Origin of the sequence: Candidatus Lokiarchaeum ossiferum (genome assembly GCA_025839675.1) — an archaeon.
GTDB lineage: Archaea > Asgardarchaeota > Lokiarchaeia > Sigyniarchaeales > Promethearchaeaceae > Lokiarchaeum > Lokiarchaeum ossiferum.
Window position 1 is genome coordinate 1923203 of record CP104013.1, and the last position, 20494, is coordinate 1943696.

The 20494-nt window shown below is 35.0% G+C and carries 14 protein-coding genes and 1 tRNA gene; 4 read left to right on the forward strand and 11 right to left on the reverse strand.

Translation table 11 applies throughout. The features are described from left to right. Positions 1 to 112 precede the first annotated feature (112 nt). Together NEF87_RS07845 and NEF87_RS07850 are read right to left on the reverse strand one after the other, a co-directional pair. Positions 113 to 2998 (reverse strand): cation-translocating P-type ATPase, encoded by a 2886-nt coding sequence (locus tag NEF87_RS07845; protein ID WP_457919337.1) that lies wholly within the window; start codon positions 2996 to 2998, stop codon positions 113 to 115. Between the two features lie 297 nt (positions 2999 to 3295). Beyond that, on the reverse strand, positions 3296 to 4144 hold the full coding sequence (locus NEF87_RS07850; protein WP_457919338.1) for a molybdopterin-binding protein: 849 nt from the start codon (positions 4142 to 4144) through the stop codon (positions 3296 to 3298). A gap of 109 nt (positions 4145 to 4253) precedes the next feature. Here NEF87_RS07850 and NEF87_RS07855 point away from each other — a divergent pair, with 109 nt between their 5' ends. Further along, entirely contained in the window at positions 4254 to 4964 is a 711-nt protein-coding gene (locus NEF87_RS07855) for a hypothetical protein (protein WP_457919339.1), read from the forward strand. A gap of 147 nt (positions 4965 to 5111) precedes the next feature. Then, positions 5112 to 5669: a hypothetical protein gene (locus NEF87_RS07860; protein ID WP_457919340.1), complete on the forward strand. Its 558-nt coding sequence runs from the start codon at positions 5112 to 5114 to the stop codon at positions 5667 to 5669. On the opposite strand, the gene NEF87_RS07865 is transcribed toward NEF87_RS07860, so the two are convergent. Beyond that, the gene (locus tag NEF87_RS07865; protein WP_457919341.1) at positions 5655 to 6521 is read right to left on the reverse strand and encodes a sensor histidine kinase; all 867 of its coding nucleotides are present in this window, start codon (positions 6519 to 6521) and stop codon (positions 5655 to 5657) included. The two genes, NEF87_RS07860 and NEF87_RS07865, sit on opposite strands and share 15 nt — an antisense overlap. Before the next feature lie 77 nt (positions 6522 to 6598). Next, positions 6599 to 7831, reverse strand: a complete 1233-nt coding sequence (locus tag NEF87_RS07870) for a thiolase family protein (protein ID WP_457919342.1) — start codon at positions 7829 to 7831, stop codon at positions 6599 to 6601. A gap of 475 nt (positions 7832 to 8306) precedes the next feature. Between NEF87_RS07870 and NEF87_RS07875 the strand changes: the two genes are divergently transcribed. Then, on the forward strand, positions 8307 to 11270 hold the full coding sequence (locus NEF87_RS07875; RefSeq protein ID WP_457919343.1) for a DNA-directed DNA polymerase I: 2964 nt from the start codon (positions 8307 to 8309) through the stop codon (positions 11268 to 11270). A 28-nt stretch (positions 11271 to 11298) separates the two neighbouring features. On the opposite strand, the gene NEF87_RS07880 is transcribed toward NEF87_RS07875, so the two are convergent. Together NEF87_RS07880 and NEF87_RS07885 are read right to left on the reverse strand one after the other, a co-directional pair. Continuing rightward, on the reverse strand, positions 11299 to 11841 hold the full coding sequence (locus NEF87_RS07880; RefSeq protein WP_457919344.1) for a hypothetical protein: 543 nt from the start codon (positions 11839 to 11841) through the stop codon (positions 11299 to 11301). Between the two features lie 55 nt (positions 11842 to 11896). After that, positions 11897 to 14098, reverse strand: a complete 2202-nt coding sequence (locus NEF87_RS07885) for a C25 family cysteine peptidase (RefSeq protein WP_457919345.1) — start codon at positions 14096 to 14098, stop codon at positions 11897 to 11899. A gap of 269 nt (positions 14099 to 14367) precedes the next feature. On the opposite strand from NEF87_RS07885, the gene NEF87_RS07890 reads away from it, so the two are divergent. After that, positions 14368 to 14443 (forward strand) — tRNA-Thr (locus NEF87_RS07890). Positions 14444 to 14478: 35 nt separating this feature from the next. Here NEF87_RS07890 and NEF87_RS07895 read toward each other — a convergent pair. The 5 genes from NEF87_RS07895 to NEF87_RS07915 form a co-directional block, all read right to left on the reverse strand. Beyond that, positions 14479 to 15108, reverse strand: a complete 630-nt coding sequence (locus NEF87_RS07895) for a hypothetical protein (protein WP_457919346.1) — start codon at positions 15106 to 15108, stop codon at positions 14479 to 14481. An 88-nt stretch (positions 15109 to 15196) separates the two neighbouring features. Next, positions 15197 to 16435: a zinc-dependent alcohol dehydrogenase gene (locus NEF87_RS07900; RefSeq protein WP_457919347.1), complete on the reverse strand. Its 1239-nt coding sequence runs from the start codon at positions 16433 to 16435 to the stop codon at positions 15197 to 15199. Between the two features lie 100 nt (positions 16436 to 16535). Further along, on the reverse strand, positions 16536 to 16991 hold the full coding sequence (locus NEF87_RS07905) for a hypothetical protein (RefSeq protein WP_457919348.1): 456 nt from the start codon (positions 16989 to 16991) through the stop codon (positions 16536 to 16538). A gap of 68 nt (positions 16992 to 17059) precedes the next feature. Further along, positions 17060 to 19657: a hypothetical protein gene (locus tag NEF87_RS07910; protein ID WP_457919349.1), complete on the reverse strand. Its 2598-nt coding sequence runs from the start codon at positions 19655 to 19657 to the stop codon at positions 17060 to 17062. Positions 19658 to 19712: 55 nt separating this feature from the next. Next, positions 19713 to 20315: a hypothetical protein gene (locus tag NEF87_RS07915; RefSeq protein WP_457919350.1), complete on the reverse strand. Its 603-nt coding sequence runs from the start codon at positions 20313 to 20315 to the stop codon at positions 19713 to 19715. Between the last annotated feature and the right edge of the window lie 179 nt (positions 20316 to 20494).

The following is a 20494-nucleotide window of genomic DNA, read 5'->3' on the forward strand; positions in this document are numbered from 1 at the left end:
GTGAAGATTCTTGGGAAAAAGTTGGGCAGATCCTTATTGCAAGATAAATCAAAGAAAAGCATGTAGGTAATTAAATTAAGGTAGTAAAAAAAAATAAAAAGATGAGCCTCAATTATAAGCCCATATCTTTTCGGAATTTATATTTCAAAGCTTCCACACTAGCAACGACCACTATGATAAAGAGCAAGATCCACAACCATTCAATGGTGAGTGGAATGACTTTAAAGATTGCCCCCAATGGACTTCCGGGAATATAAAGCACAATTGTCAAGACGGAAGAAATTGCAACTGCCCAGAGCATCATCTTATTGGTTAGTACTCCGATGGTCTTAATGCTATTGTATTCGGATCGACAATTAAATGCATTTGCCATCTCACCGAACATCATTGCAAGGAAGGTAACCGATCGAGCTTTCCAAAGGTTGAAGGCTAAGAGGAGTTCCTCGCCCGAGAGAGATTTATTCTCATAATGTTCAGTTTGAACTAATGCAGCTAAACTGTCAGGAATATCATCGACACTATTCAAGGCAAAAGGTCCGTGGAAGAAACCACCGCTATAATAGAGCAAGTAGATACCGAGGATTAAGATAGTCATAACCACACCACGGAAAATCATGGTTTCGATAAAGCGTTTGGTCAAGATGGGTTCATCTTCAGGCCGCGGCATCTGTTTCATGAGAGTAGGATCATATGGATCGAATCCTAAAGCAAGAGCTGGTGCACCATCAGTAACAAGATTAATCCAGAGTAATTGGATGGCAACTAAGGGAGGTTCAACTCCGATCAAAGCAGCACCCAACAATACTAAAACTTCCATAATGTTTGAAGAGAGGAGATATTGAATGAATTTTTTAATGTTATCATAAATACCTCGTCCTTCTTCGACAGCCATCACAATGGTGGCAAAATTATCATCCGCTAAAACCATAACTGCCGCTTCTTTGGAAACATCGGTTCCAGTAATTCCCATGGCTACACCGACATTTGCATTTTTTAGAGCAGGTGCATCATTGACTCCATCACCAGTCATTGCTACAACTTGACCTTCTGCTTGAAGAGCTTTGACAATGTTTTGTTTATGTTCAGGTGAGACACGAGCAAAAACATGACAATCTCGAATATCTTGATTACTCATGGAAGGAATATCTTTTCCTTCATGAGTTACTTCCCCTTCAGAAATCATACCTAATTCTTTAGCAATGGCAGTTGCAGTAATCAAATTATCTCCGGTGATCATTTTCACACCAATTCCTGCGTCCTTACATTCTTCAATGGCTTTTTTGACTTCATCCCTTGGAGGATCAATCATGAATTGCATTCCAACGAAAGTCAAATCCTTTTCAATAGATTCCACTTCAACAGGAATTCCATCAGCAACACGATAGGCGAAACCTAATCCACGTAAAGCTTCACTCGCTTTTTGTTCGTAGGCTTTTAAGATGGTTTTTTTATCATCATCTGTAATAGGACGTTCTTTACCATCCCAAAGGATAGATTTACAATAGTCTAAAATTATTTCGGTAGCACCCTTGATATATGCGATTTTTTTCCCATCAACCATATTAATGGTTGTCATTCGTTTGCGAGTAGAATCGAAAGGAATTTCATCAACACGAGGGTATTTTTCGTCGATCGCTTTTCGAGGACCATAGGCTTTTTCAGCAGCAGAAATTAAACATCCTTCTGTTGGATCTCCGAAACACATCCACTTCTCTTCTTTGGCTAAGCGAGCATTATTACATAGTAATCCTGTGCGTAATACCATTTCAAGATCAGGAATTGTTTTCCCATCAACAAGATCTTCACCAAGTTTAATTTCACCAGTAGGTTCATATCCTGCTCCAAAGACGTTATAGATTTTTCCGCCAGCCCAAATAGCTCGAACGGTCATTTCGTTCTTGGTTAAAGTTCCAGTTTTATCGGAACAAATAACAGTTGTACATCCGAGGGTTTCGACTGAATGTAATTTTTTAATAATTGCGTTTCGTTCAGACATCCGAGTAACACCGATAGCTAAACAAGTGGTGACTACTGCAGGTAAGCCTTCAGGAATTGCAGCAACAGCTAAAGCAACACCCGCGAGTAAGGAAGCAATAACTTTGGACAACCAAGCTTCAGGAGTCAATTGTCCGTGGATACCAGCCCAAATAACGTAGATAACTGAGACCAACCCACAAATGATTAAAATAATCTTTCCAAGCCAAGCACCAAATTCTTCAAGGGATTTTTGCAAGGGGGTCATCATTGTTTCAGCTTCGCTGATCATGGTGGCGATTTTTCCGACTTCGGTTTTCATTCCGGTTTCAGTGGCAATTACCTTGCCCCGACCATAAGTAGCTAAAGTGGAAGAAAAGACCATGTTCTTGCGGTCGGCTAAAGCGCATTCTTCATTTTCAATGATTTTAATATCTTTTTTCACTGCAACGCTTTCGCCAGTTAAGGCTGCTTCTTCAATTTTAAAATTGGATTCTTCGAATAATCGACCATCGGCAGGAATTTTATCTCCTTCATTGAGAATTAATAGATCTCCTGGAACGATTTCTCGAGCTTTTATCATAACTTCTTTTCCATCACGTACGACTTGAGCATCTGGCGCAGACATACTACGTAAAGCTTCAATGGCATCATCCGCTTTTCCTTCTTGAATGAATCCAATAACTGCATTCAAAATAACAATAATTGCAATTACCAGCCAATCCCATCCAAAAGAAGCTTCACCATGTGAACTGGTTTCGATATATTCCATAATTGCTGAAATTAACGCAGCGGCAATTAAGATGTAAATTAACACATCGTTAAATTGTTGTAAAAAGACTTTCCAACGAGGAATCTTTTCCGTTGCGGTCAATTCATTTGGACCATATTTTGCCAATCGAGCTTTAGCATCTGCACTGGATAACCCTGCCGTAATACTGGTAGATAATTTCTTTTCTACTTGTTCAGTTGAAAAGGTGAACCATTTTTCTTGTGGTTCTTCAATAACGGGTTGAGTTTCCATTGTAGTTTACCTATAACACTTATTTCTTCGTTTCTTGAAACCAAAATAAATTTCAAGATATGAAACAAGGAAATTTAATTATGGATTTTTAAAAAAGTTATTTAGTAGTCTTGGGAAAAAAATGGCAAATTTCTACTAATAAATTGATCCATTTATTTGAAAAGGAAACATCTGAATTGAAATAATGTTAAATCTTCAATATTGCATGATCATTCCATCATAGCATTTCCGAAAATTAGTGATGAATCCTTCAAAAAAATATATTCTTTGATCATATCTTGCTGTGATTTGAACACTTCATGATCGATTTGGAAGGTTTTCACTTACTATGATCCCATGAGCCTGGATCACATGCTGTTTTAATAGAGAATATACTTCTTTTAACTTGTCAAATATATCTGATTCACCACTGGTTGCAGTTATATGTAATTCCAATTCCCAATGACCTAGTTCAGATTTTCGTGGGTGAGTTTTGATCCATAAGGAGGGATATTGATCTTTAAGCTCGTAAACCTTCTGAGTGAATTTAGATTCACCAATGTTTTGAAAAACAAATCCTCCTTGATAAAAATGCTGATCGGAGGAGATCTGTCGCAATTCGGGTAAAATATGTACAGAAAAGATAGAATGGAGTTCTTTTGGAATCCCGGGCATTGCAATAATTGTAGTATGCCCATTTGTAATTGAAGGAGGAAATCGAACCCCTGGAGCAGTGCCCTCTGAATTTGATAACGAAATACATCCTTCAGGCATCATTGCCATTTTTAATAAGTAAGGACGTTCTTGAATCAATTTGTCAAATGAAAGGTCAGGATATCGTGTTTCATATCTCTCTTTCATCATTAAAACTGATTGTTTATTCTCTATAAGATTTAAAGGAGGATATAACACATTTGATATACCAAGAATAGTCATATCATCAAAAGTAGGCCCCAAACCACCTGAAACAAAAATATAATTAGGTTTTCGATCAAGAGCACTTCGAAAAGTAGATGAAATGATCTCCAAATTATCTGGAATGATAGTGATCTGTGATACTTGAATCCCCAAAGGAACAATTTGATCAATAATCCATTTTCCATTAGTATCAGCAATTTTCCCAACAAGTAATTCATTTCCCGTCAAGATTATTTCACACTGAATCATTTCACTTCCTATAAAGAGAAGTTCTTTAAAAGTATTTATGATAAAAAAGTCTGTCAAAAAAATGTAATGAAACCCTTATTTCCGATTTTGAGTTTTTTGACGTATACTTATGACCATAGAAATTGATGATAGCGGCACGGGAGATTTGATTGGATCTGCCTTTATTTTATTTTGGAGACGCGAAACCAACGAACTTGTTAAGAAAGAAGTGCCCCTTGAATTATATCAATCGTCTGATTTCAATACCACCACAAAGAATTACATTCGCCAGCTTTTCATTGATACTTTTGAGGAAATGAAAATTCCCAAAACTGAAGATATTTACCTTTGTACCGGCCCTTGTTTTGATGAAGCACGAGTTTTCTTAAAAGAAGAAGAATATAATTATCAAGATGCGAAAATTGAAGGATATTTGCAAGATATGGTCGAACAAACGTATTTAGATCACATCATCGAAGAATTTGGGGTCCCGCAACATAAAGTCTCCGTCGAGAGTGGAAAAAAGCGATTCTTTGCGATTTTTCATTGGATCACTAAGGATTTTCCACGTCGAAAAGTGTACGTGAAATCAGGTTTCGAAAAATGGCATACCAAATGGGAACAAGAAGCGGAACAAGAATGGATTGGACGCATGATTAAGACCGAAATGGAACCCTTGGAACAAAAAAGAGGCCGATATAGTCGAAGAACGCCATATCAAAAGAGAAATCCAAGGAAAACTTCCAAAGGAAAGCCTTACAAGGCAAAAAAGAGTTCAAAAACAAAGAAACCGAGATCGTATTTTGGGAAACGAAAAAAGAAATCCAGTGCCCCTAAATAGCCCTCAACATCATGATGGTCTATGACCAATTTTATTTAATTTCTAATTTTCAAAATAACTTCTGCCGTCTTTCCAGAAATCATTTTTTTTGATATCTTATTCTGGTTGGAGAGAGCTTTTTTCTTTCAAAATGACTTATCAAAAACGATGAAGGAATATCCAAATTTAAAACCAATTTTCGCTTCTTCCACCATGCATGTTTGGTTTGATAATAAAAAAGTTCAATTTAGCAACAATATCATTTACGATTATCTCGATTTGAGAAACAATTCTTCATGGAAAAGCTTTAAACATTTCTTAGCGGAACCAAAAAATTATGAGCAAGAAATTACCACAAATTGGAACAATTTACAGATGTTTTTGGATCAAGAAAAAAATATGATAAATGCAATCGATGTCAATCTGAACGTGCAACATTGTGGAATTCAGTTTAGAGATCCATTTCATCCTTTTGTGAATTGGATTGTGGAATTTGAAGGTCCAGGACATTTTGGAGCCAATTATTATGAGAATATAATTGAACAAGAGATTTTGGAATACCCCATATACTCACAATACATTTTCGATAAATCTACCCGCGTAATGGAGGTCACTAGTTCGATATCCTATGAAATCAACCCAAATAGACGCATCATCGAATATTTTGGACAAAAAGGAGATATTTTGAATGGATATGAAAAAATTTCATTCTCAAAAGGTCACTAAATCGTTTTCTCCTATCGTTTCAGGGATTTGGGTTTGATCTGCCAAAAGGTACACGTGAAAACATGCAAATTGATTTTCTTCCGATTCAAATTTTAGAAATCCTTCATAAACATCTAAAATCGTTTGGCAATACGATAATCCCAAGCCTAAACCTTGATATTTCTCATCTTCCGGGAGAATTTCTTTAGTTTTTTTGGTAGTAAAGAACGGATTAAATATCTGATCACTTATTTTAGCAGATACACCTAATCCATCATCATGAAAATCAATCACTACGTACGTTTTTTCCATGGATCCATGGGAAATAACTTCATTTCTAATCTTAATTTTCACAAGTTTCTTGTCTTCATTATATTGCGTATCTGTATATTTCTTTCGAAGAGAATAAATGGCATTATCTAAAATATTCATAAATACTTGCTGAATTTCATCGCGTCTTACGAAGGAATGTGAAAATTTGGCTTCAGATTCCATTCGAATTTGAATTTGAGATTTGATAATGATCGGGTCCATTAACTTCAAAACACCCAATAAGATCTCTTCTAAATTACAACTTTTTGGAGTCTTAGAACTGGGGCGTGAAAAATCAAGAAGATTTTTAGTAATTTTCGCCACCCGTTGGCATTCCGAGAGAATTTCTTGCAGACTATCATAATGTTCAGAAGCAGATGTTAAGGTAAGAGACCCATGTTCTTGAATATCCTCTAATATCAACGAAATATAGTTTTGTATAATCATTACAGGATTATTAATTTCGTGGGCGACTCCCGAAGCCATTTTACCCAATAAAATAAATTTTTCCGAATCAAGAACTTTTTGAACTATTTCATGATTAGCCTTTGTTTCATTCATCCGATATCTACATAAGTTGGGGATACTAAAAAATAATTTCCATTTAGAACTAACAAGAAAAATAAAAAAAAGGGGAATTAAAGGCGTTCTAAATACACAGCTTCTGAAACACCACCGCCACCACAAAGTGTGGCCAATCCTTTGGTATTACCAGAATGAATTAATTCATATAGAAGAGTAACCATAATTCTTGCCCCTGTACAACCTACAGGATGACCTAACCCTATTCCAGATCCATGAACATTAGTTACTTCCCGATTCAATCCTAATTCTCGTTCACAAGCTAAATATTGAGAAGCGAAGGCTTCATTGATTTCGATTCGTTCAAAATCGCTTAAATTCATGCCGGTGCGTGCTAACAAATTCTTTGTTGCCGGAACTGGACTCAATCCCATGTGTTCAGGCTCACAACCTCCCATTCCAAAACCACCAAATCGAGCCAAAGGTTTTAGTCCAAGTTCTTTTGCTTTATCCGCTGCCATAATGACCATTGCAGCAGCCCCATCATTGATTCCAGAAGCATTGCCAGCAGTAACCGTGCCCGTTTTTGGAATAAAAGCAGGACGCAGTTTGGCGAGTTTTTCCATGGTTAGTCTAGGTTGGAAATGTTCATCCTTGCTAACAATAATTTCACCTTTCCGTCTATCTTTAACAGTAATAGGCACCATTTCATCATCAAAGATACCTTCTACATTTGCTCTTTCAGCTTCATTGTGTGAACGAAGAGCTACTTCATCTTGTTCTTCTCGAGTAAAATTGAATTTTTGAGCGAGAAATTCGGCGGTTAATCCCATAATATATGGTTTTCCACGAGCCCATTCAATGGCACCGTCATTAGGATATTTTACAAAATGACTTCCTGCATGTAATCCATGGATCAACCCATCCTTAAATGTTTTATCTTGTAGTCGGCAACCCCATCGAGCTTCTTCAACAACATATGGAACGTTAGACATAGATTCCATCCCACCCACCAAAACAACATCAGAAACACCAGATTGAATTTGCCAAACACCAGACATCGTTGCTTCCATTCCACTTATACATACACGATTGATTGTCACCGCAGGAATAGTATTGGGAATTCCCGCTAATAAAGCCGATACTCTAGCAACATTCAATGCATCAACAGGCTCTAAACAACATCCAAACCGTACGTCTTGCAAAATATTCGGATCAATTTCTGCCCGTTTAATAGCTTCGGTCATCACTGCGGCCCCAAGATGAGGTGTTTGCACTTTTTTTAACGACCCACCAAAAGCTCCAATAGGAGTTCGACAGGCACTAACAATTACTACTTCACGTGTCATTAAAATCACTTTATTTCTTATTTTTCTAAAAAAACTAAAGAAACTATATTTTGACTCTGAGTATTCCTTAAAAATAGTTTTTTTAAGTTTTTCGCGTAATTTAGGGAAATTCGTGCTCAAATAAAAACCAATCTCAAGAAGTAATACTATTCCGAGTATTACTACCCGATTAGTTAGGATTAGATAAATATGTATCCTTTCCATGGAGAAAAGGATGGATTAGAATTTTTTACTTCTAAAAATCGCAAGTCTATAGCTTGGGTTAATACCTTCCGAATTCTTTTAGTATATCCAAGAAACAGAAAAAAACGCGCCAATCAAGATTTTATTGATTAAAAGTGGACTAATCTTGATGAAACTGAAGATTAATCTTGGTCAAAATACATTTTGAATGATTTATTAATCTAACACTACGAGGGAATTTAATTCATTATAATCAAACACATGTACTTAGTAGAAAAAATAGGTCGATTTTATGCCCAGTGATCCAAAAAAAAAAAAAAAAACCCCACCGAAAGGATTTACCAATTTGAATCAATTTATGACTCCTTCTTCAGGTTCAAAAAAAAAAAAATCTTCACAAAAAATAACCCATTTAACTAAAAATGATAAATCAAATTCAAACAAACCAGTATCTAAATCCACTTCTTCAATTACAGAACAAAAAAAAGATAATCCGGCATCTACCAAGGATTTTAAAAATGCTACGAAGAGCAAAAAAAAACCCCACCTTCAAGAAAAATCCATCGTACGTGATAAGGTAATAAAAGAAGAAGATATGCTTCAAAAAGTCTTTTTTGAACCGAATTCAGCCCCGATAGGAGATTCTCAATATGATTTTGAATTAGAAAGAGAGAGTCGAGAAGCACAAAAATCATGGCATCTTCGGATCTTGCAGAAAGCGGATGAAATAATTCAAGATATGGAAAAAGGCATCCTCCTAACCGTGGATTACGACGGAGGTCAGAATAAGGCGTTTGCAAAATTTTATGACACTAAAGATCAAAAAATTAAAATCTGGATTGATACTACCAAGCATCAATCATATTGTTATCACAAAGATTCTGAAGATGAACTATCCCAGAATCTAGATCTGATTGATTTAGAGGGATTTGACCATCTCGAAACTGTGAAAAAATATGATTTATTAGAAGATAAAGAAATTGAGTTAACAAAAATCTATGGAGATGCACCATCCCATATTGGGGGTGCTAATGGTATTCGGGAAATACTTGGGGGTGCATGGGAATCCAGAATTCGATACCATCACAATTTTATTTATGACAATGAATTAATTCCAGGAATGCCGTATAAAATCGAGAAAGGGATAGTATCACCATTAGAACCTGAAATTGATCCAATCCTACAACAAGAACTCTTTGAGGTATTTAAAACCGCTCCTGAAGAAATTCAAGAAATGGCAAAGGTCTACCAACCGGTTTTTTCTGCACCTCCAGGCGAAGTTAAACGTTTAGCATACGACATTGAGGTAGAAGAAACCCCTGACGGAACCCTACCCGATCCGATGCTCGCAAAATTCAAAGTTATTAGTGTATCCTTTGCTGCTACAGATGGACTTAAACAAGTTTATTGTTTGGATCGGGATGATGTTGAAATTGGAACTGTTCCAGAAGATTTTCCCCAAGATGCAGTAGTCAAATTTTTTAAAGATGAAAGAGAATTGCTAAAAGAAACCTTCCGCTTATTCTGGGATTATCCCATAATTCTAACTTTCAATGGAGATAATTTTGATAATACTTATCTATATCACCGCGCCCGACGCATGAAAATTAGTGAAAAAATAAACCCCATTTATGTTTCACGCGGTGGTGGAATGGTTACACATAATACCGATTATAAGCATGCAATCCACATTGATATTTTCCAATTTTTTGCAAATCGAAGTATTAAAGGATACGCTTTTGGAGGCGCTTATCTTAAAAATTCACTTGAAGCAGTAGCTTCTGCGTTACTTGGTGAGGGAAAGGTGAAACATGAAGGGGTACTAATTGGAAAAATGACTCTCGCCGATTTGATCCATTATAACTTGATGGATTCCATGCTAACTTTAGAACTCACAACATTTAATAATAATTTGATGTGGAATTTGTTGATAGTTATTATGCGGATCACTCGATTACCCATGCAAGATACGTTCAGGTTGCAAATTTCTGCATGGATCCGTTCTCTGATATATTCTGAACACAAGCGAAAAAATTACTTAATTCCACGGATGAGTGAATTAGAACGACGAGGAAAATTTTCACGTAATAAAACAGAAAAATTTCAGGGAGCCTATGTAATAGATCCAGTTCCGGGGGCCCATTATAATGTAGGAGTATTGGATTTTTCGAGTTTGTATCCTTCGATAATTAAAACGCGAAATCTGTCATATGAGACAATTAATTGCCACCATCCAGAATGTGAAGATAATTTTCTTCCCGATTCTCCATATTATACATGTACTAAACGAATGGGTATTTTTGCATACGTTGTTGGTTTCCTTCGGGATGTACGAGTAAAATGGTTTAAATCCCTCTCAAACAACAAAAATGTTGCAGAAAATGAACGCCATACTGCAAAAGTAATGGCTGCTGCACTAAAGGTGTTTATAAACGGATCTTACGGTGTGTTTGGGAGTCCAGTGTTTCCTTTTTACTACCTTCCGGTTGCCGAATCAACCACAAACATTGGACGGTATTCCATTCAAAAAACCATAGATAAATCGGAAGAAATGGGAGTCAAAGTATTGTATGGTGATACAGATTCTGTTTTTCTTTTGCAACCGACAGAAAAACAAATAAAAGAATTAGTAAAGTGGTCAGAAGAAAAACTCGATTTAGATTTGGAATTGGAAAAAACCTATCAATTTCTGGCTCTATCTGGAAGGAAAAAAAACTACATAGGAGTGCGTCAGGGGGGTAAACAAGTCGATTTAAAAGGACTCATGGCAAAGAAGCACAATACTCCCGAATTTATAAAAAAACGCTTCAATGATGTTCAAACAGTTTTAACCAAAATCACAGATGATGAATCCTTTAAAGCCAATCGTGAAGAAATAATTCAAATCATTAAACAAACAAATCGATTAATTGGTAAAACAAAAGAAAAGGGCGGATTTGACATAAAAGATTATGGAATTATGACTGCACTGAAAAAAGGGATCTCTGCATACACGAAAGCGATCCCCCAACATGTAAAAGCGGCACAAATGCTTCCCGAACAGGAACAAAAGAAACTCGAACGAGGAACCTTCATCACATATGTAAAAACGAGAAGTCAAGCAGGAGTAAAACCCGTTTCCTTAGCAACATTAGCTGATATCGATTATAAAAAGTATAAAGAAATGGTAAGGAGCACTTTCGAACAAGTTCTAGACGCTTTGGGCATTAATTACGAGGAAATTCAAGGAATTAAGAAATTGTCAAGTTTTTTTTAATTCGTGGAAAATCCTTTCAATCTTTTTTTTAGAGATTTTTCTTAAATTCGGGTAATTCTCGGAGTTTTGTAATAACTTTTTCAACTTCTTGGCGTGAGTTGAACGGAATAGTTGCCACAAGCGATTTTATTAGGGGTTGAAAATTGGGAGTAGTTTGCTGAGAAATCGGAATCATTTTTTTTAAAATGGTAACTATGAGATTTTCGTTTAGAAATAGATAATATGGTTTAATATAAATCACCATGGGACCATATTGCCACGTTTTAGATAAACTGTACATTGCTTTATGGAGTTTTTGTTCAGACCAATCAATATTTTTGATGATTTCTTCTTCGCGAGCAATTTGAAATTTCAACAAAATTTTCATTAAAGGATTATATTTCAAACGATTTATTGACCCCGGACTCGAGACCAGATAATAGAAAAGCATAATTAGTAACATTCCACCAATGGTAAGTATACCAACCAATTCCGACACTAAAGTGTACAACAGAATGCTAATAGCAATAATAATTATAAAAATAAACATTTCCAAAAATTGCGGAAGATATTTTCGTAGTCGATATAACATGAAATTTCACTAATCCCTAATGCACAATCATTAATTAATACTAATCACTTTGATTTTAATCGTTCCTAGAGAAATTTTTGACCACTTCTTCAAATTGATCAGAAAGAATATCATCAAATGAAAGTTCTAATGTTAATTCAGTTAATTTTTTCTTTTTTCTGAAAAGATTAATAGAAACAAAAGCCGCAATTCCCATTGCAACAACACTAAAATTCAAAATAGATAATATATAGAATTGTAAGGGGGTTTTAATTTTAAAATTGTACTCTTGAAGAGAATAAAATGTAGTATTTCCATGATTCATATAATCGTATGCAATTATCCCATACTGATACGTGCCATAGTCAAGTAATGGTAATTCTATACCAAAATTGCGGGAAAAATTAATGGATTCCATTTCATAGAGCGTATAGTTAGCAAACTCAGAATTACTAAACACTAAATATCCCCTACAAACCCCCACCCCGCTATCATCCAAGGTAGCAGTAATTGTTATTTTATCTGATACGGTAGGATTTTGAGGAAAAATCTCAATAGAACTAATTTTAGGAGTGATATCATCTAAAAGCACATCAAAAGATCCAAACACAGGAATAAAATTATGGGCAAAAATGGAATAGTTTAATGAAAATTGGCCATGAGGTAAGAAGAAGGAAACAACTCCATCTTTCCCTCCCTTTACTTGAAAATATTTATTGTCAGAAAATAATGTTAAGGTGGCGTTGGGGACGATATCTCCATTCTGGTCAGTAAGCTGGAATGAATATTTTCCTCCTTCATAGACTTGATCTCCAAGAGCCAAGAGGGGTGAAATTGCGGTTGGGGAGGACGTGTAAATATCCACACTCGGATCTCCAACTAATGCATACGTAAGTAAAGATTTTCGTTCCATTTCAAAATAGGAAAAATTATAATTGCTTTCTGCATCTAAAAACCATTCACTGTTTGCGTACGCCCATTTTGATTCATATAACGCTTTTCCTTGTTGATAATGCCCATTTTCAAACATCTCTCGCATAAAAAGTTTAAATAGAGCCCGATTATCATACTCTAAATCCACATCTCCAGGATAGTACCATGATAGACGAAGTGCTCCAATATAACCGATCCCAGCATTACCCTGTGAAAGGACAAATTCTTCACCTAATGTATCCCCATCAAATCTATTTGTGGAACATGCATCGGCATATATCATTGAATACCTGCCATAATTTGTGAGACTTGAAACATCGCTTGAGCTTAAAGCATATTTCGCAGAAAATGCAGACGCACTCCCATGACCAGCATAAGCTAGGATTGAAGCCCCATTATTAATGGCAGTTAAAGCTTTGGTCTTGGTCAAAATACTGACCCTCGAATCCTCAATAGGAGTATAATAAGAATTTTCATAATAATGAACCCAATCCATGTTTCCTTCAATTAGATTATCAATAATATATTGACTGACCACACCCTCGTGTTCCCCATCAGGATCACCTTCTTCAGGATTTGGTCCATTGGAAAGGCCGGAAATACTCACATATCTCCCCATCCAATCTCCTGCATTCGATCCATTCTCATAAAAGATTGTTTTGTCAATGATACTATTCAATTCACTTATAGTGTTGGCGGGGAATCGCCCTACATACACTTCAGGATCATAATCTAACTCTTTTTCCCCTACTTTCGTGCTGCCATTCCATTCCCAATGTTCACCCCAATATTCATCCCCATCGATATTCCAATTACCCGTTAAATCGGCGTAATAGAAATCTGTGGGTTTTAAATACTCTGAACCAAAGTTCTCATTATCTTTTACAAGGGGCGTATCGGGATTATAAACATAGCGGATTGGAATTAAATCTGTATCACCCATCAACAGGATCCATTCAATGGGATAGATTTCATAATAGGAAATTATAGCATTTCGAATCTTTTCGGGAATATCACGCCCTTCATACGCAGAAAAATTAGATACTACCAGAGAAGGAATCCCTCGAGAAGATTTCCATGCTGCAAATTCTTCAGCCGCAACAATATAATCAGAAATATTGGGAGTAATCAATAGCATTGTATAATTAACATCATACCACGATTCACTTATCTCAGATTTAACCTTGGTTGCAACTTCTCCCATCATCTCATCAATTATAGTTGAATCTATGGCAGATACAAATGCAACATTCGAATTTTCAGCATTAAAAAGAAAACTTACACATAAAAGTGATAGAACTAATGCAAGAGATGCTTTTTTTGATCGAATTATAATATTTGACATGGAGAATTAACTCAAGGTGAAATGGGAATATCAGTAATGCTTTTTTACTTAATCAAAACATGAATTCGCAACTTATATATCAATTGCTTTGGAAGTAAAATAAGGAAATTTTTAATTGGTACACTCACTGACCGATTTGGTTTCCTATTTGAAAAATCGAAAATTTTTAATCTTAAGTGAAACTAAAAATATTGTTCTTCATCAATTATGGTTGATTAATACATCTCTACAATAAATGATGCAGAAATCAAGAAAAAACTAAAAAAATTGCCAGTGTGGCTTAGTGGTTATAGCGCCTGACTTGTAATCAGGTGGCCGTGAGTTCAACTCTCACCATTGGCTCCATTCTTTTCTTTTATGATTCTTCCGACTTTGGCTTTTCAAGCTTGAAGATGGATTGATTTTAATTCAGTTAAAAGAATTTTGTTTAAAAAATCATCCATGGAAAAATTCATAGGAATCCCAGAATATTTATGATTTCTTATTTCGATTTGAGGAAAAATACGAATAATTTCCAAGTAATGGGCAGTTAAAGCACCAAATAGAAATTTATTCACTCGAAACTCAAATTCAGGACTTTCTTCATTGGAAATATTTTCGTTAAAATAGAGATTAATAAATTCTTGTTGGGATTTTTCCACCTCAGAACTTGCTTCGCAAATGAGATTGTTGAAATCGGGAAGATTTTTATCTTCTCGCGGATGATTCTCGAGAAGATTGATAAGAGATTGCTTAATACTTACATTTATATTGAAGGTTCTACTAATCGGAAAAAATATCAATTGAATTGTCCTTGAGGGAACGGAATGAAAATGGTTTTCTCGATCTAAAAGACCTAAAACTTCCCTATTATCAAGGGAAGTAAGATGCCACGCCATTTGCAATGAATGTTCATTTAAAAAAGAACCAAATAAACGTAACGATGGGATATTAGAAAGGGAAATAGGAGGGTTTTTCTGGAGAGCAAACCATTCGGGAAGCAATAGGACCTCATAATCAAGCATAACCATTTTTTAGATCATATCTAATAAGGATCTTTTTTTTTTTGAAGTCGACGAGTAAAATGATTTTTTAGATTTTTGTCGGAAGATGAAAAAATTACCGAAAATCAAACACCACTTTAATTGCTTGATTCTTTCCTTTAGTACGAGCTACCGCGATTGCTTTCTTATAATCGGCTATTTTATAAAAATGTGTCACTAAACCTGTAAATTTTTGCGTATAAAGTGATAATAGATCGATTGCCCATTCAAATGCTGGTTTTGTCTCATTTTGGAAAGCTTCAATACCATGCACAAAAGCACCTCTTATAATAATTTCTTTATGAATTTGAAGAGACCAATCAATGTGCTTTGTAACTGTAAAACCCATTCCAATGAAGACAATTGTACCATGATGCTTGATCATGGACAAAGACTCATTTACAGTTTTCTCGCTGGCAACACAATCATAGATCATATCAGGACCTTTTTCACCATAGAGAACTGCAGGGGAAAGCGTAGGCTTAAATATTGTCCCTTGGGTAATATTGGCGATTTGTTTTTTTCTCTTAGAAAGATCTCGTTCTTGGATGACATGAGATGCACCCATCAATCGAGCTTTTTCTGCTTGAAATGCATATCTAGCGAGAGAGATAATGGCGACCTTTGGAAAAAAATGTTTTAAAACAAGAATAATCATTAAACCAATGATACCGGCACCGATTACAACAGCAGTATCACTTCTTTGTGGAGGTGAATCTAATACAGCATGTATAGCAACAGCCAGTGGTTCAACCAAAACAGCATGCTCATCAGGAATGATTTGCGGAATTTTGAACATTTGTTCTTGAAATCCCAAAAAAAATTCACTAAATCCACCTCCCCCAAATCCTCCAAAGGAATGAGTTTTTCGATAAGGAAGCGAGATTTCATGATCCATGCTATTACCAGCTATGCATAAACAAGCTTGAGGATTATTATTTTGACAACTTGGGCAAAGAGGTAAACCATAGGAATTGCACGAGGCGATTGGAGTATAAACAACTCTATCACCAAGAGAAAAAGAAGTGACTTCTTTGCCAATTTCATCGATAACTCCTACTACTTCATGACCCAGAGGAAAAGGATTTTGAGGAGACGCAAGAATGCTCTCGTAAAGTGAAACATTTAGATCAATCTGATGCAAATCAGAAGTACATATCCCTCCTAAAAGGGATTTGACTCGAATTTGAGTCGGATGACTTATTTCAGGAACTTTCCAAGCACGAGAATACTTGGTTAAAAGAAATGAAGAACCTAAATGGATTTTTTTCAAAATAACTTTCCACATCTTAAAATCAAACATGAGAGCTTGCATACATTGCTTTGTGGGAAATGTATTTTTATAATTTTCGCAATCTAAGAAGAATTGCTTAATTGACGATTAAATCTATCTACAGTGTTGTTTTCAAATTTCATTAGTAGAATTTTGGTGAGTTCAGATATTCTAACAAATCTGGATCTAAGCGAGTTTTGGCATGATTTCGGACATCTACTGCCAAAAAAGACAACATATCATCATCAATCCCCGTAGCATCTAACCAAACATAACGAACCCATTCATTTAACATATCATCGGTAACCGTTGAGTCTTTCAACAATTGTCGAACAGCGTCAATTTTCATGGTAAACGGAGTTTCGGTATGTTCTAGCATAAGTGCTATCGCCCAGAGGTTTAAAATACCTTCTAATATGTCTTCATGTTCCACAAGATGAAACGCAGAGGCAAATAAATCTCGCTTTTTTTCAAGGGGGAAAGTTGAGGCAATGATATTTTTTGCCAATTCATCGATCCACTCAGATGTTAAATGAGTAGATATTGAATCCATCTTCTGAGCGAGGGCTGCATCTTCAATGATAAATTGCTTAATCATAAAAATATAACTGTACTTTTCCGCTAAATATTTTTCATAAAATAAATTTTGAATTTAAAGGAAAGATTTCATTCGAGATCAGCATCTGAAGGAATAGAAGGACTTAAACCATCATTCGGACCAAAATTCTCAGGAAGTGAAACGTTTTCTTCTGATACCTGTTCTGCTTTAATTTGCGGGTTTAAAAATTTGGTATGAAAATATTGTTCTAATAATTGATTGAAATCCACCTGAATGGGCATTGTAGCGGCCAAAATTTCTTCAGTGATATATTTTTCTTTAAAGGAATTAATAAATTTTAGAATGGTTGACTCAATGAAACGTGGATGCATCCGTGAAAGTAAAATGAGCCAAAACCCATTTTCTTTGGTAATATTGAGATAACCCCCATCGATTTCAATAACTCGAGTATGCGATCCCGTTATCTCTTTTATAATGGATAAAATTCCCGTAAATGCCGCAGAAACGAGAATTATATCCTCCTGTACAATCATTTCGGAAAATTGATGAGCTAAAGGCATCCCATTGTCATGCAACGTAATTACTCCAAGAACTGATTTTTTCACCTTTTCGCAATAGAAGAAGAATGAAAAACCACCAACAGATACAGCACCGGCCACCACAAATAGATAAAGATACCATGGAAGTGGTTCGATGGTTTGAAAAGCATTTGAAAAAGTTTTGGCGCCTTGATAATAATCACTAATAACCTCAACAGTTATAGAATAGTGATTTTCTTGAAGATCAGTGGGACTGGTCCAATTTAGATTCAAAGAAGAAATAAGACCATCAAAATTCTCATCATAAACGGTTTGCAAAGCACCCATTTCATTTAGAGCATGCATTTGAACTTTAATCGATATCGGACGGCGTAAAGTGTTTTGAGTCAAATTTTCTTGCATCAAAATGGAGTATAGTAAAGTATCCCCCGGTTTCAATTTAGAATTGGTCAATACTATGTCTATATTCACATCATTTTTCAAAATTTGAAGGTTTCTTAGATATTCTATTGAAGAAAATCCATCTTTAGTTGCTTCTATTTTTAAGGAATGATTTCCAGGGAGAAATCCATATTTATTTAGATCCAGATTAAAACTATACCAACCATCCCCGATATCAACCATCTGAGCTTGAACTTCGTTAATGGTTAGAACTACTTCTGCATTTTCTATGGGAATTTTTGAATAATAATCTTGGTATAGACATACGATTTCTAGGGTTTCAAACGCAGGTGTGAAGTAATTTTGTGCGATAAGATTGCCTTTTAGGAGTAAAGATAGAGGTAAACTCAAAATACCAAGTTCATTCTCTCCATAGTACACTATATCGATAGAAAGAACATCATTCACTTCGTATGGATCTATATACCAATCATACTCACAACTTTGAACGTCTTGAAAAGATTGTAAAGGCTGTAAAAAATTAAGATTATTTAAAAATAACGAGATATCCCCTACTGCATAGCAGTCCACTACAATTTTCACTACTTCTCCTAGAATGATAGAACTTGGAACTGATGCTTGAGCAATATAGTTTGGACTTAAAAAATTCAAATTCTGACTTGGAAAATCCGAAACTAGAAGATTTGATGATGAAATTTCATAGGCAACGGAAGAATTTCCATCCCACAGCTCAATATTTGTATAATCACTTTGCATTCCATAAATTAGCTTTCTATATGATTGAATTGAAAAACCGGCGGGTAATTCTGAAAATGACAAATTCCATTGAAAATCATTTACTCGCTGAGTGATTTCGTATTCTATTGGCTCTATTCGAGAATAATTCACATCCATCATGTAATTAATCAAGATATTACTCGAAGAGTTATCTGTTATAATAAGATCATTTGGGATATCATCTAAATTAAACGCTAAATCAACTTTTCCATAATTCGAGAGATAGTTGACAATCTTGTGAGAACCGAGATGTAAATCAATATCTTCGGGTGACAAAAATTGCGTTAAATTGATTCTCATGGAAATATCATAACCACATGAAATCCAGTTTGCCCCATCATTATACCAGGTTTCAGATTCATTATTTCCACCACCACAAGACTTCAAATAACTTTCTCCCATTGTGGAGTGATACTCTAAATAATATTTACCTGGATTTAGAAAGATGGGTACTGAAGGAGTAAAGGTGTTCCACCCTTTTGATGTAAATATAGTACTTTCACTGAATACTACCGTACCTGTTTTGCTACCCTCACGGATATTAAATAGAAATTCTGAATCGGCTTTATCTTTCTCCATATACAAAGAAAAGTCAAGTATGGAAGAAGCGTAGTCAGTTTGCCATGCTTGCGAATACTTATAATTGTTAGTTAAAGCATTCTCATCTCCCTCATAAAAAACGGGAGGTATAATAGACTTATTCTGACATTCAAAAATCACAGTTCCATCAAAATGATCAAACTCTTCAGGAATAGGAAAAATTAATTCTGAGTTATATTTTTGCCATGGATATTGATTTAAGATATGCTCTTCAGCAGAAAAATTAAATTTATTAGAATAATCAAAATCATAACTACTTGCCGAAAAAATTTTTTGAGGAGTTTCCTCACCTTGAATTCGGGTTGAATTAACGGTTACCAATGAAAAACACGCGAAACTTGTAATATAGATACTAAAAATGAGGAAAAGTCGTTTAGTATTTTTCATAAGTATCCAACCTCAGAAACCCACTTTCTATATGTATCTATATGAGCTCTGATATTTATTTAAATTTGGGTTTATTTTTTAAAAATAATTCTTCAAAGGTGGATTCTTGAATTTCTTCACTCTTTTCAATTTTAGCACGATTAGCAGTTACTAGATTATCCAAACGTTGCCGAATAAAACCAATATGCTCATGAAATTTCGCTGAATGTTCAGCATGAGCGGATTTTAAGAGAGAGAGAATATTCTTTTCTTCATTCTTCAATTGGATTTGAGATTGAATGGTAATTGGAATAGGATAACTAACTAATTTTCCTTCTTTAAATTCTAAATGTAACTTCTCTTCAATCATAGATTTAAGCTGTTTAATTTGGGTAAGCGAATTTTCAAGGATCGCAATTTGTACATCAGTCTTATTTAGCAATTCCTCAGAGAGTGCTTTAGCAATTTCATCGTCCACCGATTGGAGAATTCTATTTTGTATTTTTAAAATTTCAGTTTCGAATTTTTGATATAAAATTAAATTCTTGTGACGATGAGCCAATATCGCTCCATCAAGTAATTCCGGAAAAATTGTGAGATAATCGGGAGAATTTCCATCCCTATAACGTTCTGGTAATGTGTGGGATAACGGATCTAAGTCCAACTCGTGGTTCACCATCAAAAAATTCTTCCAACTTTGTTTTGAATACTACAATTTTATTATAGTAATTTTGCAATAAAAAACATCATAATTTGAATTATTTGACTCAGTTCAAAACAATATCTCTGAATTTTTTATTTTAATAGATTCGGTTTTAAATTTCATTTTTTTTCATATTCTTTGCTTATTTATCTAAT

Bases quoted from the DNA above. Each gene is read 5' to 3' on its own strand.
- NEF87_RS07855 (WP_457919339.1), top strand. From the start codon at position 4,254: ATGACCATAGAAATTGATGATAGCGGCACGGGAGATTTGATTGGATCT.
- NEF87_RS07875 (WP_457919343.1), top strand. From the start codon at position 8,307: ATGCCCAGTGATCCAAAAAAAAAAAAAAAAACCCCACCGAAAGGATTT.
- NEF87_RS07880 (WP_457919344.1), bottom strand. From the start codon at position 11,841: ATGTTATATCGACTACGAAAATATCTTCCGCAATTTTTGGAAATGTTT.
- NEF87_RS07895 (WP_457919346.1), bottom strand. From the start codon at position 15,108: ATGGTTATGCTTGATTATGAGGTCCTATTGCTTCCCGAATGGTTTGCT.
- NEF87_RS07900 (WP_457919347.1), bottom strand. From the start codon at position 16,435: ATGCAAGCTCTCATGTTTGATTTTAAGATGTGGAAAGTTATTTTGAAA.
- NEF87_RS07915 (WP_457919350.1), bottom strand. From the start codon at position 20,315: ATGGTGAACCACGAGTTGGACTTAGATCCGTTATCCCACACATTACCA.
- NEF87_RS07850 (WP_457919338.1), bottom strand. From the start codon at position 4,144: ATGATTCAGTGTGAAATAATCTTGACGGGAAATGAATTACTTGTTGGG.
- NEF87_RS07860 (WP_457919340.1), top strand. From the start codon at position 5,112: ATGAAGGAATATCCAAATTTAAAACCAATTTTCGCTTCTTCCACCATG.
- NEF87_RS07845 (WP_457919337.1), bottom strand. From the start codon at position 2,998: ATGGAAACTCAACCCGTTATTGAAGAACCACAAGAAAAATGGTTCACC.
- NEF87_RS07905 (WP_457919348.1), bottom strand. From the start codon at position 16,991: ATGATTAAGCAATTTATCATTGAAGATGCAGCCCTCGCTCAGAAGATG.
- NEF87_RS07870 (WP_457919342.1), bottom strand. From the start codon at position 7,831: ATGACACGTGAAGTAGTAATTGTTAGTGCCTGTCGAACTCCTATTGGA.
- NEF87_RS07865 (WP_457919341.1), bottom strand. From the start codon at position 6,521: ATGAATGAAACAAAGGCTAATCATGAAATAGTTCAAAAAGTTCTTGAT.
- NEF87_RS07910 (WP_457919349.1), bottom strand. From the start codon at position 19,657: ATGAAAAATACTAAACGACTTTTCCTCATTTTTAGTATCTATATTACA.
- NEF87_RS07885 (WP_457919345.1), bottom strand. From the start codon at position 14,098: ATGTCAAATATTATAATTCGATCAAAAAAAGCATCTCTTGCATTAGTT.